The sequence below is a fragment of the Aeromicrobium sp. genome (genome assembly GCF_025965075.1).
Taxonomy (GTDB): domain Bacteria; phylum Actinomycetota; class Actinomycetes; order Propionibacteriales; family Nocardioidaceae; genus Aeromicrobium.
Genome location: NZ_JAOPXQ010000270.1, coordinates 1 through 13269 on the forward strand (window position 1 = coordinate 1; position 13269 = coordinate 13269).

A 13269-nucleotide genomic window follows, 5' to 3' on the forward strand; every position below is an offset into this window, starting at 1 on the left:
CCAACTAGAGATGGCCGACGAGTTCATCGGCATCCTCAAGCGCGAGACCGCCTAGCGAGCACCTTCAGCGGCTCGCCCCGCCCCCGGCTGGAGGAGTCGGACTGTGGCGTATGACGAGTCGGTCGTGCCGCTCTCCTGAGGAGCCCACCATGCGGACGTCTACGCGCAAGTTTCTCATCGACCCTGGGACCTGCGCGGGGCGCTTCCTGCTATGACGTGGCGGTCGTGGACGACGGTGGCCAGGGGTCATACCCCCACCAGCTCAGGTGATAGTACTTAGTCATGGTGCTGCCGAAGGTCAAGCCTGCGATGTCGACCGTCAGTCAGTAGCGACGCGACGCAGGATGTTCGCCAGCATGATCACCGCGTCAGCAGCGATGCCCGCGTCACGCCGCGTAGCCACCGACCGATGCTTCACAGCCTCGGCGAGCTCAGCCGACTTCCGCACAAGTCCACGACCCTCGACGTTGCCCGATCCTGCGAGCGCGTCTTCGACGAACCTCGTGATGCGCATGTGAGTCTTCGCCACAGGCGGTTCTACCTCACCATCGCGCAGATGCCCCACAGGGTCGTAAACGGTCCCGCTGAGCGCCTCCAGCACAGAGATGCAGCGCCGGCCCACGTCGCTGTAATCAGCCGTGGTTACCGCAGACCGGAACCGCACACGGACGTCGTGGACTGCTTGATCGACCCCTGTCCACCCTGTTCCGCTTGACGGCGAGATTGGGTCCACCAACGTGGAGGAGAAGTGCGCATCCTCCAACTTGTCGAGCTCTGCGAACACTGGACCGAACAGGCCCGCCAGCATCTCCCTGCGAGCCTGCCAACTACCCGCCCCCGATGCCCCTTCGCTGATCCAATAGGCCCGGAAGGTTGTGTAGTCCCGCCAAGGGAGCGCCAGACGGATGCCGTGCCGTTCGAGGACCGACCGCAGGGAACGCTGGGCCACGCTGATTTGATCGTTGGTGAGCCGCTCCACACTCTGGTTCGTGGCGAACTCTTCCAGTTCGGCATGAACCAAGCGAGTCAAGGACATAGCTGACTCCAGGTCGTTGTCTCCCGCGATCGGCCCGCTACCGAGGTTGCGGATAACGTCCACTCGGGGTTCGTCGACCGGGTCGCCCAGCCAGGAAGTCGTGTCGCTTGGGGCGAAGAGCTCTTCGATCAACATGGCTCATGTTCTACCGCACCGACGTGTTTCTCGTGGATAACTTGTGAATGGCCGGAAACGACAACATCCCCTGACCGGCATCTCTGCTGGTCAGGGGATGTTCTTGGTAGCGGGGACAGGATTTGAACCTGTGACCTCTGGGTTTTGAGCCCAGCGCGCCTCTGCGCGGACAGACGCGGTGGTATGACGCACGTCCGCCGCAGGTTTCATCAGGCTGGCGGCGTGCAACAACGAAACGGCGGCAGCTGACCAATGGCTAGCTAGATGTATTCCACGAGACGATCGGCGTCGTTTGGGCCTGCCGGTTTATTCGCACGTCGAACGCCTCGGAGACGTGCCATTCCCGGGACAACATGACCGGGGTTCCATCGCGGTCGTAGTCGATTTCCTCGATGTACAGCAGAGGCTTCCCGCGCCGGACCCCGAGCACTTTCGCCGTGCGGCTGGTGCTGGCGACGGCGCGCAGGGTCGCTGTCGCGTGGTCAGCGGCATGCCCCGACGACCTCAGCAATCCGAACAGCGAGGGGTGGAGGTTCTGTAGATCGAGGTCACCTTTCAGCAGCCACGCGGGAATGCGGTCGCGTGAGTAGATCACCGGCTGGCCGTCGGCTGTCCGCACGCGCTCCACCGCCAGGACCGTGTCGCCCTGGCTGAGCTGCAGGGGGCTGTCTAGCTTCGAGCAATGATCAAGAACCGCATCGAGCACCCGCATCCCGGCGTGCGCACCGGCGCTCTCGATCATCGCGAGATAGCTCAATGTCGAGTCGAGACCGTGGGGCATCCGCCGACGCTCGGCGACATAGCTGCCCGATCCGTGACGACGGGTGACGTAGCCGGCTTCGACCAGGCTGGTCACCGCTTCCCGCACGGTCGCCCGAGACACGTTGAACCGCGTCGCCAGCTGCCCCTCGGTCGGCAACTTGGTTCCCGGCGGCATCTGAGCGCTGGCTATCTCCTCCAGCAACTCGTCGCGCAGGCGGTCAGCAAGCAAGCTCTTAATGGGCACGTCGCCAGCCTACGTCTGGGTCTCGGTCGCTATATCGGCGCCAGAATCCGTATCCTCGAGGACGCGGCGAACCTGATCGGCGATGGACGGAGCACCGGGAAGCAGGCCGTCGAAGATGGCGCTGCCGATCGTGTAGCCCCATGCGCCGGCCTCGCTCACCGCGACGGCTCGCTCGATGCTCGCGATCGATCCCGCCACGATCACCGGGCCGCTCGATGCCTGGACCACCGCACGGATCAGCTCAAGCGTGTTGGCGGTCGGGTGGCGATAAGCCAGTAGATCGAGGCCCGCTACGTGGTCAAGCCCGGTCAGCCTTTCCGCGTCGGCAGCGATCTCGTCCATCGTGCCGAGCAGCACGCTGGGGTGGTCGACGACCTGGCCGGGGAATGGGCAGTACCGCACACCGTCGGGAAGCATGCCCGCCGTGTCTGCGCCGTGGGTGCCGCCGAGCACCCAGTCGAACCCGGCCTCCGCCGCCGACCGCAACGACGACAGCTCGGCCTCCTTGGACGTCGACACGACTTCGAGCATGACCTCGAAGCCGGCGTCGTGGGCGAGCGACGTCAGCTCACGTTGTCGGGCGAGGTCTGCTCCGACGTCCTTGAACCCGATGTACCGCAACCCGGTGTCGGCCAGCGTCGGCACGATCTCTGCCGCGTTGTCGACAGTTCGGTCGTCGTGGGTCAGCATGAACACGAAATGAGCCACAAGTCCTCCTTCATCCCTTCTCGGCGTTGGTGATGATCGACCGCGCCGTCTCGTCCGACCAGACCCCGAGCAGATCTGCGAGATCCACGATCGAGAACCGTTCGCGCAGCAGATGCGAATTTCTCAGCGCCCAGAAGAGCAGGCGTACGTCATAACCGGGCCCAAGATCTTCGGCGCGCGTAGGAAGACCACTCGCGTGGCTCACCTCGTCGAACTGTTCCGGGGTCGGTAGCGACAGCGTCATGGTGAACGCGTCCCACTCGTTGACCATCGCCTCGACATCTGCCTGGTGCTCGAGCAGCCAGCTGTGTTTCGCGGAGTAGCCCGCCCAGCACTCCTCGACCGTCTTCTCGCCGAGCTCGGCGAAGGCGAGTGCCACTGCATCACGACTTGTGGACTCCTCGGACACGTGGACATGCGGCCGGGTCGACCTGATCGTGCGGTCGACGAGCTGCCAGACCCGCAGTGCAAGCCGGGTCGCGACGGTCACTTGCATGCCGTGCGGCGCGCCAGCTTCTTGCCGTTCGGTGAGCGCCATCTCCAGGAGGTGCGACACCGCGTGCTCAGTGCCCGATGCGGGTGCCGTCGAGCCGACGATTCCCATCGACAACCCGCTCACAGCCAGCAGCCGGGCGAGGTCGGCGAGACCAGCCGGTTCGGCGGCGTGCGCGGCTCGGGCTAGCGACGGAAGAGCAGGCATGGCGGCAAGGACCGGCTCGACGACTGCGGAATCGTAGGAGGGTCCATGTCCGACACCCGCCGCGAGCTGCCACTCGGCGACCGCGTTGGGCACCGTGGAGAGGTCGCCCACCCCGGCGAGGTTGAGTCCCGCTGGTGCCGCGGTGAGGACGTCGGAGTCAGCGATGAGCTGGTCCGGCCAGCGCGACACGACAGTGCGTTTCGCGCCGGCGATGACCAGAACGCTGCGGTCGGCGATGAAGCCGTTGATGCTGCAGGCAGTCTGGACTGCAACGTGGCGACTACCCGTTCGTTGCGCGGCGACCTTCGCGATGTCGGTGAGCGTGCCCGCGCCCACCGAGATCATCAGCCGGTCGTCGCCGACCTCGGCCACAGCCCGCTCGACGGTCCCCTCGTCGGCGCGCACCGTCCCCGTACCGAGCTGGATGACCGGGCAGTCGCCGAGCTGTTCGGCGAGCCGATCGACGACTGGCCCGGCCGGCGTGTTGTACGGCCCGCCGTCGCTGACGATGACTGGCCTGCCGAAGCGACCGGAGCTGTCCTTGATCGCGTCGTCCAGCACCGAGGCACCGGTGCGGACGTCGACGGTGGGCAGCTCGGCGTGGCCCCGTTCGCGGAGCATCGCGAGGATCGCGTTCGGGTCGGGAATGCTGATCATGTGGCCACCGCTGACTCGACGGCGTCAAAGGCGGCGCGATAACGGCTGTACGCCTCGGCGTATTGCTGTTGCGTACGAGGGTCGGGGTCGATGGTGCTCGTGTCCAGCTGGACGGCGACCGATGCCTCCGCGAAGCTCGCGAACACCCCGGAACCGACCCCCGCAACCATCGCGGCACCAACAGCGGTGGCCTCCTTGGACAGGACGCGACGTACCGGCCGGCCGAGCACGCTGGCTTTGATCGCCGCCCACAGGTCGTCCTGTGCGCCACCGCCGACGATCCTGATCTCGCCGTGACCGAGATCCAACGCGCCGAGCCGGTCGACGATGTCGCGCAGCGCATAAGCACACCCTTCGAGCACCGCGCGGGCGACGTGGGCCGAGGTGTGGTTCATGCCAAGGCCGAGAAATGCACCCCGCATCGAGTCGTTCCACCGCGGCGCGGTCGAACCGGACAGCGCGGGCAGGAACAGCACGCCGTCGCTGGCCGGTGGCGCCTCCCCGGCTCGTGCGAAGACGTCCCCCTGCGAGATGTGGAGCAACCCGTTGGAGAGCCACAGGGTGCTGCCGCCGCTGACGAATCCCGGATTCTCGATCAGCCACGTACCGGGGACCGCGTGCCCGTGGGTCTCCACTACGCAGAGCGGATCGCGTACGGGCTCGTCGCCGACCGTGGTCACCGGCTCCGCCGTACCGGTGACGTCGACGATGACGCCGGGCTCGATGGCACCGGCGCCGACAGACGCGGCGTGCTCGTCTCCCGTGCCCACCACCACCGCGCAGGTGTCCGGCAGTCCGAGGTCGGCGGCGACATCGGACCGCAGGGTGCCGACCACGTCCGTCGAGGGCCGGACCTGCGGCAGCATGGCGGGGTCGAGACCGGCGGCCTCGCAGAGCTTTGCGTCGAAGTCACCCTCGGCGACGTCGTAGACCATCGTCGAGGATGCGTTCGCGGCGTCCTGAGCCCACGAGCCGGAGAGATGATGCAGCACATACGCCCCGACTGGCGCGAACATGGCGGCGCGCTGCCAGACCTGCGGTTCGTTCTCGCGGATCCACATCATCTTTGGTGCGCTGTGCGAAGCGTCAGCAACGAGTCCAGTACGCTCGGCCAGCTGTTCCGGCCCCACCGCGGAGACCAGCCGGTCGCACTGGTCGGTGGCACGTTTGTCCAGCCAAATGATCGCCGAGCGCAACGGAGTGCCGTCGGCATCGCAGGCGACGACGCCGTCGACCTGGCTGCCCAGACCCATGGCCACAATCCGGTCCGCCGCGATGCCGTTGGTCGCCATCCGCACGGCGTCGCGCAAGGCGGTGCGATAGGCAGCCGGATCCTGGTCGGCCCAGCCGTCGTGCTCGTGCACCATCGTCAGCGGCGCTGAGGCGGACGAGACAACGTCGCCCCTCTCGTCGACGACCACCGCCTTGATGCTCTGCGAGCCGACGTCGACTCCTAGAACAAGAGACACGACTCCCCCTCACCTGCCGGTAGAGCATTGGGTGGAACGGTCGCGGGAAGGATCGGACGGCGATCTTCCCCGCCGGTCCCGTCAGGGTGACCGAGGCGGCGAACTTTCAGTCTCGATCTCGGAGACGTGAGTCGATCCATAGCCCTCTTCCTGGAGATGCGCACCGTGCTCGCCTCGGGTCATGGCGAACTCCTCCTCCGGCGACAACACCAGCTTGTGCCGTCCTCGGATCGCGAAGTAGACGATGCCGAGCAGGAAGTAGACGAGCGTGCCGTACACGCCCGGGCGATAGTCGTCGTTGAGGAACAGCGAGACGAGCGCGACGAGGGCGATCGCACCGGCGATCACGGCGCCCGGAATACCCACTGGGCTCCGATACGGGCGTTCGATGTCCGGCAGCTTGCGGCGCAGCATGATGAACGCCAGGCACTGCATGAAGTAGGAGATCACCGCGCCGAACACGGCCATGTAGAGCAGCGCGCCGACGATCTTTCCGGCGAGGTCGCCCTCGGCCTTACCGAGGTAGTAGATGAGCAGCGTGAGCGCATAACCGACCACCCCGCCGGCGATGAGCGCGACGTAGGGCGTGTTCCTGGTCGGGTGGGTGATCGACAGGACCTGCGGGAAGTAACCCGCACGGGACAGCGAGTATGTGTTGCGGCCGTACGCATAGATGATGGTGAAGAAGCTGGCGATCAGCCCGATCAACCCGATCAACGCCAAGAGGGACGCTCCGGTGCCTTCGCCGAAAACGGCCTTGAACCCGTCGAACAACGGAGTCGCCGAGGTTCCGATCGACTGCGCGCCGCCACCGACGCCGGTGTTCAGGAACAGGGTCAGGACGGCGAACAGCACCAGCGTCGTGAGACCCCACAGGGTCGCGCGGGGGAGGTCACGCCCCACATCGCGAGACTCCTCAGCGGCCAACGGCAACTCCTCGATCGCGAGGTAGAACCAGATCGCGAATGGCAAGGCCGGAAAGATCCCCGCGACGCCCTTCGGCAGGAAGGAGCTCTCGCCCTCGTCGGGCGGGATGTTGGTGAGCAGGCTGCTGTCGAAGGATCCCTTGACGAGCACCGCAACGTAGAAGAACGCGAGGATGCCGAGCGCCAGAACGGTGATCACCACGGTGAAGCGGAACGTGATCTCGACGCCGAGGATGTTGACCCCGACGAAGACGACGTAGAAAATGAGCCACCACCACACCGGGCTGTTCCAGTCCCCGTCGTTGCCGGACAGGTCAACGACGATGTCGTGCGACAGGAAGCCCATCGCGCCCACGACGACCGCCGGCGTGATGACGTACTCCATGTTCTCGGCCAGGCCGGTGATGAAACCGCCCCATGGGCCCATCGCGGACCGGGAGAACGAGTAGGCGCCACCGGTGTGCGGCAGCGCGGGCGACATCTCGGCAATGCTGAAGCAGAGTCCGTAGTACATGATCGTGATGACGATCCCGGCGATCAGCAGCCCGCCGAAGCCACCGGCATCGAGGCCGAGGTTCCAGCCGTAGAAGTCGCCGGAGATGACGGCGCCGACGCCCAGCGCCCACAGTGACCAGAAGGCGGCGTGGCGGCGCAGCTGCCGCTTCTCGAAATATCCCTCCGCGGCCTCTTGGTAGGTGACCTTTCCCATAGCACGTGACTTGTCCGCCATCGCTCCTCCTGCTTGCCGTGCCCCATTTCCCCCGAAGTTGTCAGACAACTTTGACGATAACGCTGGACGCGGTGCAGGTCAACGACCTGGCGTGTACGCAGTCGTCATCGCCATAGGTCGACACAGGAGCGCCGGGCCAGGCACTGCGTTCGAATTGGCTCCGACGCAAAAATCTCGTGAGCCGCTGGTCCGCACAGCATGGTCCCTGGTCGATTTGCCGCGGATCATCTCAGCCACGCGCGATGGATCCGTGGATCGCTCACCAGTTGGTGAGGGGTTCAAGTTGTTCGACAATCTCCAGGACAACGAGTCCAAGGTGGTCGTTGGCTCCTGGGTAATACAGCGGTCCGGCGCCATCTATGAGCAGGACTCTGACTCCAGCCACTCCCCGGGCCGGCACTGGCGCTGGCGCCTGAAGCCGATCGATCAGCATCTGCAGCGCGCCGGCCGCCTCAAGGATCCGGGTGCTCCAGGGGGCCATTCGACATCCCGCAACCCGCGGCGGAGGCCCCGCCTCCTCAAGGAGCTGTTCCACACGTCGCGCGAGTGTGCGCCGGAACGACGGCCGGACGAGAATCTGGGCCCGAAGCGCGCGGAGCGGGCTCGATTCTGGCGCAGCCCCGGCGGCGATCTCGCGGTCCAGCTTGTAGCCACGGGCATGGGACAGGAAGAACTGGCGGGGTGTCGCGTTCCTTGCCGTGACGCCCTGGTCCAAGGCCCTAGTGAGGATCAGCATGGTGCAATTTCGACGGTGTTCCCCGTTATAGCTATTGTCCGCCCGCTGGAAAATGCTCACACGTTGAATCACGACGAGCACCCCGCGGCTCACCACGGGAGCCTCGCCCGTTCGCCGGCGTAGGTCTTTCGAGTCGGGCTAGCCGACTGGCGGCGGTATGCAGCAGTCTTGTACGCGCTCGCCTCCAGGCTTGCGGATGTCCTGTCCGCTCTGCAGGCCGGAGTCGCGGTCCTGGCGGCTGTTGATAGAGCCCCGGCCCGAGCGCCTCGCGAGGTCCAGGCCCTGGATGTCGATGCGGCTCGCCAAAGGCGCTTCAACGTCGACCCAGACCTGGGAAGCACGGGCCGTCAGCCGCGGGACGGGGGGAAGAAGGTCACGATGGTCGTGGTGCCGTCCTGCTCGACGGCTCGAAAGGCGCCCGCGTCCAGGTCGATGTCGACCTCGCGCGGGTGCGGGACCATGTGGCGGAGCACGACGGGGTGGCTCGAGGACCTCCCGCCCACGGCCACGACCACCACGTCGTCCTTGAGGTCGTACGCCGTGTACGCGAACGGCAGGCGCTCGACCTCCCTCTGGTCGCCGAACGAACGGTCCAGGACCTCGATCGTGACGTCGTGTCCCTCGCGGTCCTTCGTCAGTCGGTCCAAACCTTCCACCCAGCCCTGGCGGTTCGTCGTCGAGGTGTCTGCCATCGGTCCTGATCCTTCCGGAAGTCGATCGGGTGCCCTAGCGGCCGAGATCCCTCATCCATCCTCGGTCGCCGGGCGGATCGGCACATCCCGGGTATCCGGGATGTCTCGTCGTGCCCCGGGTGGGAGGCTGGGACGACCGAGAACATAGGAGGACTGACGATGGAGCTCTTCGGCGTCGCCCGATTCGAACGCTTCTTCCGCGCGGCCGCCGGTCTCGACGTCGACAAGGACGACCTGCGCCGCTTCGACGACTTCGTGAACGACAAGATCTACGACCTCTTGCTGCGGGGGCAGGCGAACGCGAAGGCGAACGGCCGCGACGTCATCGAGCCGCAGGACCTGCCGATCACCAAGGGACTTCAGGAGTCCATCCACGCCTTCGTGGCGATCGATCAGGAAGTGTCGCTGGAGGCAATCCTCGAGCAGCTCACCAGGCGACCGCCGCTTGATGTGACCTACAGCGACGAGGCCCAGGCGCAGCTCCCGCTGGTCGCGGGCGGGCTGGGCGTCGCCGTCGCGCGGATGTTCCCGATCCTCGAGGGGGACCTGGTCAACCCGCAGACCGAGCACTGGGACCGCGCCATCCGGATCTTCGACCTCCTGCTGTAGCGAGCTACCTCAGAGAGGCGGGGAGGCCGGCGAGCAACCCCGCGCGGAGCCCGTCCGTCACCCGAACGACGTGCTCCGGACCGCGTCCGCCTCGTCCGTGGCGAGCGGGCTGGGCACCGTGAGGAGCGCCTCGTCGTCTCCCTGGCGAGACCGGACCTGTGGACTGCTCGACGTGCCTCCGAGACCCAGGCGCCCGTGAAGCAGACCTGCTCAAGCTCTGCGGCCGCTCCCGTCGTCGACAGGTCGGCCCGCGCCCGGGCAGCCCTTGCCCAGCTCTCGGACAGCGCCGTCGCCCAGGACCTGAGGTGGAACGACGCAGCCGGCTGTGACGGCCTCGGGGTCGTAGCCCGGTCGGCGGCACCGTCGGGAAGCGGGGGTAGTTCGTCACGACCACGTTCGCGTCCGAGGCGCGCGCCGGCCGGCGCCTGCTCCTAGCCCGTTGGGAACGCATTGACCCGGTCGACGCCCGGGCCGTACGCCTTCGGGTGGGCGCTGCCGTTCCTCGGCGCCCGAGGGCTCGGAATATCCCGTATTCACGGGCTCTCCCGGAGGCCCCCGACACGTACCGTGGATGAATGGCCAGAGTCGCTGTCGTCGGGGGCCACGGGAAGGTGGCCCGCCACCTCCATCCCCTGCTGGTTCGAGCCGGCCACACGCCGGTCGCGCTGGTCCGCAACGAGGCCCACAGCCCGCAGCTCGAGGAACTGGGCGCCGAGGTCCGTCTGCTCGACATCGAGGCGTCCACGGCGGAGGACTTCACGCGTGCCTTCGACGGGTGCCGGGCCGTGGTGTTCGCCGCTGGAGCCGGTCCCGACGGCAAGGTCGAGCGCAAGCGCACGGACGATCTCGAGGGTTCGCTGAAGTCGATCGACGGGGCCAAGGGCGCTCGTATCCGGCGCTTCGTACAGGTCTCCGCGATGGCCCTCGACGACCCAGTTCCCGCGGATGCGTCACCGGTGTGGCGCGCCTACATCGAGGCGAAACGCGAGGCCGACGAGGCGCTGCGGGCCAGCGGGCTCGACTGGACGATCCTGCGGCCTGGGTGGCTGACCGACGACCCGGGGCGGCGCCGAGTCGTCATCGGGCGAGACGTCCCGGAAGGTGACATCCCCCGAGCCGACGTCGCGGCGGTGATCGCCGCCGTCCTCGAGAACGACCGGACGATCAACAAGCAGTGGAAGGTGGTCCAGGACGGCCTGATGGTCGTGGAGGCGATCGCCCTCGCCATGCTGACCGACTCGGCACCCGGCGCCGAATGGGCGGGGAGAGGCTAGGGCCGGCGTCGCCAGCGCCCACAGCTGCCGTTGATGGTGCGCGCGCATGCGTGGCCGGATCTGGATGGCCGACGCGCCCCCCACCCGCGGCTCCAGCGTGCGTCTGCGAGCACATTGCAGGCGGGGGGTGCGGGGCGAATCGCGAACGGCTACCGACCCATGTGCGATGGGCTGGGTATGAGACCGCACACCCGGTGCTGACCAGACCTACCAGCCGCCCGTCCCGATCGTCGCCGGGCCCTGCTCCACGCGGGCTGGGGAACGTACGAGGTGGGCAAGCGAGTGGCCAAGCTCGTTCGCTGACGTGTCGGTGTCGTCGCAATGGCACGTGATCGCGGGATGCGAGGGCTACCACTTCGAGACATGGTGGGGACAGTGCGCCGCGGCCATCCGGGTCGAGCACTCGAGGAGCCCGTCATGACCGATCCCGTCACCCAGACCGGAGCCAATCCCGTGGGCAGCGACCCGAGCACGCGACTGGTCACTCAGGTGGATCCCTCTCGCACCCTCGGCAGCAATCCACCCACCACCGACTCCCGTCCGGTCAGCGCGGGCGACCAGGCCGTCATCGCTGTCTTCCCCGACCTCGCCGCCGCCGAGCAGGCGGTCATCGAGCTCGCGAAGAGGGACGTCCCGGTCGACCGGATCTCGATCGTCGGAAAGGACATGGAGAGCGAGATCCTCATCAGTGGGTTCGTCACCACCGGTGACCTCGCGGGTCCCAGTGCGGCAACGGGAGCCTGGGTGGGAGGGCTGTTCGGCGTCATGAGCGGGGCCGCGGTGCTCTTCATCCCGGGACTTGGCCCCCTCGTCGTCCTTGGCCCGCTGGCGGCGGCTGCGGTCGGCGCCGCGGAGGGCGCTCTTCTGGGGGGCGCGGTGGGCGCCCTCCTCGGACACTTCGTGGCCAAGAAGCACCTCCCGAAGTACGAGGAGTTCGTCCGCACCGGCAACTACCTGCTGGTCGTCCATGGCACCGAGGAGGAGGTGGCCAGGGCGCAGCGGCTGCTGACCGAGCGAGGTAGCACCGACGTCCAGCGGCACGACGAGTACCGCGGATCCATCGACCGGATCGGGCCGATCGAGAAGGTCTACGAGGGCATGAAGGTCGTCGACGTGAACGGCGAGGAGGTCGGCAAGGTGGAGTTCGTCAAGCTGGGTGATCCCCAGGCGATCAGCATCCAGGGCGAGGACCCGGACGTGATGCCGGACGTGCCGCGCCCGTTCGCTGCGCGCCTGCTGCTCACCGGCTACCTCAAGGTCGACCGCAAGGGCCTGTTCGCCCGCGACGCTTACGTCTCCGCCACCGAGGTCGACGGGGTGGAGGACAACACCGTCCGCCTCAACGTGTCGAAGGACATGCTGCTGACCAAGCAGACCTGAGGCGACGCGGTGGGACGCAGGCCGGTGCTCGACCGTACATCGCGGCAGATGAGGACGTTCCACCCGCGCATGGCATCCGCAGGTCCCACGAGCCGCCCGGTGCGTGCTCCCGCCTCACGCCGATGACACAGGTCCCTCGGTCAGGGGATTCGAGGGAGTCTCTGCTCCACGGAGACGACCCCGGTGTCACTGTCTGCGGCCGCTGCATGCGAGTTGGGACAGCTCACGTGAACGCGGTGCTGCACGGCCAGCACTGTCAGCTCGACCCGCGAGTGGATGTCGAGCTTGAGGTAGATGTGCTTGAGGTGGGCGTCCACGGTGTGGCGGGAGAGGTAGAGCTCCCCGGCGACCGTGCGGTTGGTCATCCCCCGAGCCACGCAGCAGACAACGCGCAGCTCGGCGTCGGTGAGCGACGCCCACCCGTGGCCCATTCCCTCCTGGCCGTCCGTAGCTACCTTGGTTGTGGCCAGAGCAGCGGCTGCCACGACGGCCGTGCTGGACTGGGAACCGTCCTGGACCTCCAGGACGACGGCCTGGCCCAGCGCTATCCGCAACCTGACGGTGAACGAGCTTCCCGCGTGAAGCAAGGCGTTGGTGGCTAGCTCGCTCACGACCAACTCGACAACGCCCACCAACAAGGCGAGGTTGTGTTCAACGAGCACCTCGGCGACGAACCCACGAGCCTCACTGACACTCAGGGGATCTGCCACGAGCTCGCGCTCATGGGACCAAGGCACAGGCACGGACATGGCACACCCGTTTTCGAGAGCGCACGAAACGCCCCGGCCGACGACAGTGCGAGGGCTGGGCAGAGTGCCATGGCAAACGGCCGAGTGGTGGCACGGTGCGGCGACGGAGAAAACACTGAAGGCCTCCCAGATCTCGCCTGGAAGGCCTTCAGTCAAAACTGCGAGCGCAGTTTCCTTTTGTAGCGGGGACAGGATTTGAACCTGTGACCTCTGGGTTATGAGCGCAGCAGTGCGGACTGGTCAATCCGCGCCACCTCAGCCCCAACAACCTTTTCTGATGGTCATGGGCGTCTGGCGCTTACATCAGCTGGGCCGACACCTTGTAGACCGAGATCAGACGGTTGAGGGCCTTGGTCACCCGCTCGAGGTCCGCCAGTCCTCCGTGAGTTCCGACGATCCCCAGCCGCATGTCCGACACTCCCTCAACATCGGCCGCACGAAGCCCTGGGAGGTCCCGCGCGA

12 protein-coding genes are annotated in these 13269 nt (G+C 66.8%); 3 read left to right on the forward strand and 9 right to left on the reverse strand.

Annotated elements, in window-relative coordinates; all coding sequences use genetic code 11:
* Positions 1-319: 319 nt before the first annotated feature.
* The 8 genes from JWQ91_RS15735 to JWQ91_RS15770 all read right to left on the reverse strand — a co-directional run bounded on the left by JWQ91_RS15735 (position 320) and on the right by JWQ91_RS15770 (position 8795).
* Entirely contained in the window at positions 320-1171 is an 852-nt protein-coding gene (locus JWQ91_RS15735) for a hypothetical protein (protein ID WP_297786293.1), read from the reverse strand.
* Positions 1172-1427: 256 nt separating this feature from the next.
* On the reverse strand, positions 1428-2177 hold the full coding sequence (locus JWQ91_RS15740; protein WP_297786296.1) for a GntR family transcriptional regulator: 750 nt from the start codon (positions 2175-2177) through the stop codon (positions 1428-1430).
* Positions 2178-2186: 9 nt separating this feature from the next.
* Positions 2187-2873, reverse strand: a complete 687-nt coding sequence (locus tag JWQ91_RS15745; protein ID WP_297786299.1) for a hypothetical protein — start codon at positions 2871-2873, stop codon at positions 2187-2189.
* A gap of 22 nt (positions 2874-2895) precedes the next feature.
* Positions 2896-4242 carry an iron-containing alcohol dehydrogenase gene (locus tag JWQ91_RS15750; RefSeq protein ID WP_297786302.1) on the reverse strand — a complete coding sequence of 449 codons (1347 nt, stop codon included), beginning with the start codon at positions 4240-4242 and terminating at the stop codon, positions 2896-2898.
* Positions 4239-5711, reverse strand: a complete 1473-nt coding sequence (locus tag JWQ91_RS15755; RefSeq protein ID WP_297786305.1) for an FGGY family carbohydrate kinase — start codon at positions 5709-5711, stop codon at positions 4239-4241. Before JWQ91_RS15755 ends, JWQ91_RS15750 begins: the two co-directional genes overlap by 4 nt.
* 81 nt (positions 5712-5792) lie before the next feature.
* The gene (gene eat, locus JWQ91_RS15760; RefSeq protein ID WP_297786308.1) at positions 5793-7346 is read right to left on the reverse strand and encodes an ethanolamine permease; all 1554 of its coding nucleotides are present in this window, start codon (positions 7344-7346) and stop codon (positions 5793-5795) included.
* Between the two features lie 280 nt (positions 7347-7626).
* Positions 7627-8103 carry a hypothetical protein gene (locus JWQ91_RS15765; protein WP_297786311.1) on the reverse strand — a complete coding sequence of 159 codons (477 nt, stop codon included), beginning with the start codon at positions 8101-8103 and terminating at the stop codon, positions 7627-7629.
* Positions 8104-8450: 347 nt separating this feature from the next.
* Positions 8451-8795, reverse strand: a complete 345-nt coding sequence (locus JWQ91_RS15770) for a DUF5335 family protein (protein WP_297786314.1) — start codon at positions 8793-8795, stop codon at positions 8451-8453.
* A 159-nt stretch (positions 8796-8954) separates the two neighbouring features.
* Here JWQ91_RS15770 and JWQ91_RS15775 point away from each other — a divergent pair, with 159 nt between their 5' ends.
* The 3 genes from JWQ91_RS15775 to JWQ91_RS15785 all read left to right on the forward strand — a co-directional run bounded on the left by JWQ91_RS15775 (position 8955) and on the right by JWQ91_RS15785 (position 12058).
* Positions 8955-9404 (forward strand): DUF1931 family protein, encoded by a 450-nt coding sequence (locus JWQ91_RS15775; protein ID WP_297786317.1) that lies wholly within the window; start codon positions 8955-8957, stop codon positions 9402-9404.
* Positions 9405-9979: 575 nt separating this feature from the next.
* On the forward strand, positions 9980-10678 hold the full coding sequence (locus JWQ91_RS15780; RefSeq protein WP_297786320.1) for an SDR family oxidoreductase: 699 nt from the start codon (positions 9980-9982) through the stop codon (positions 10676-10678).
* Between the two features lie 417 nt (positions 10679-11095).
* Positions 11096-12058, forward strand: coding sequence for a general stress protein (locus tag JWQ91_RS15785; protein WP_297786323.1), 963 nt, complete (start codon positions 11096-11098; stop codon positions 12056-12058).
* Between the two features lie 140 nt (positions 12059-12198).
* Here the strand turns inward: JWQ91_RS15785 and JWQ91_RS15790 are convergent, their stop codons facing one another.
* Positions 12199-12768: a helix-turn-helix transcriptional regulator gene (locus JWQ91_RS15790; protein WP_297786326.1), complete on the reverse strand. Its 570-nt coding sequence runs from the start codon at positions 12766-12768 to the stop codon at positions 12199-12201.
* Positions 12769-13269 lie beyond the last annotated feature (501 nt).

What these genes read in the sequence shown, in the direction of transcription:
- JWQ91_RS15735 (WP_297786293.1), bottom strand. Translation starts at nt 1,171, where the DNA reads ATGTTGATCGAAGAGCTCTTCGCCCCAAGCGACACGACTTCCTGGCTG.
- JWQ91_RS15750 (WP_297786302.1), bottom strand. Translation starts at nt 4,242, where the DNA reads ATGATCAGCATTCCCGACCCGAACGCGATCCTCGCGATGCTCCGCGAA.
- eat (WP_297786308.1), bottom strand. Translation starts at nt 7,346, where the DNA reads ATGGGAAAGGTCACCTACCAAGAGGCCGCGGAGGGATATTTCGAGAAG.
- JWQ91_RS15765 (WP_297786311.1), bottom strand. Translation starts at nt 8,103, where the DNA reads ATGCTGATCCTCACTAGGGCCTTGGACCAGGGCGTCACGGCAAGGAAC.
- JWQ91_RS15770 (WP_297786314.1), bottom strand. Translation starts at nt 8,795, where the DNA reads ATGGCAGACACCTCGACGACGAACCGCCAGGGCTGGGTGGAAGGTTTG.
- JWQ91_RS15775 (WP_297786317.1), top strand. Translation starts at nt 8,955, where the DNA reads ATGGAGCTCTTCGGCGTCGCCCGATTCGAACGCTTCTTCCGCGCGGCC.
- JWQ91_RS15780 (WP_297786320.1), top strand. Translation starts at nt 9,980, where the DNA reads ATGGCCAGAGTCGCTGTCGTCGGGGGCCACGGGAAGGTGGCCCGCCAC.
- JWQ91_RS15785 (WP_297786323.1), top strand. Translation starts at nt 11,096, where the DNA reads ATGACCGATCCCGTCACCCAGACCGGAGCCAATCCCGTGGGCAGCGAC.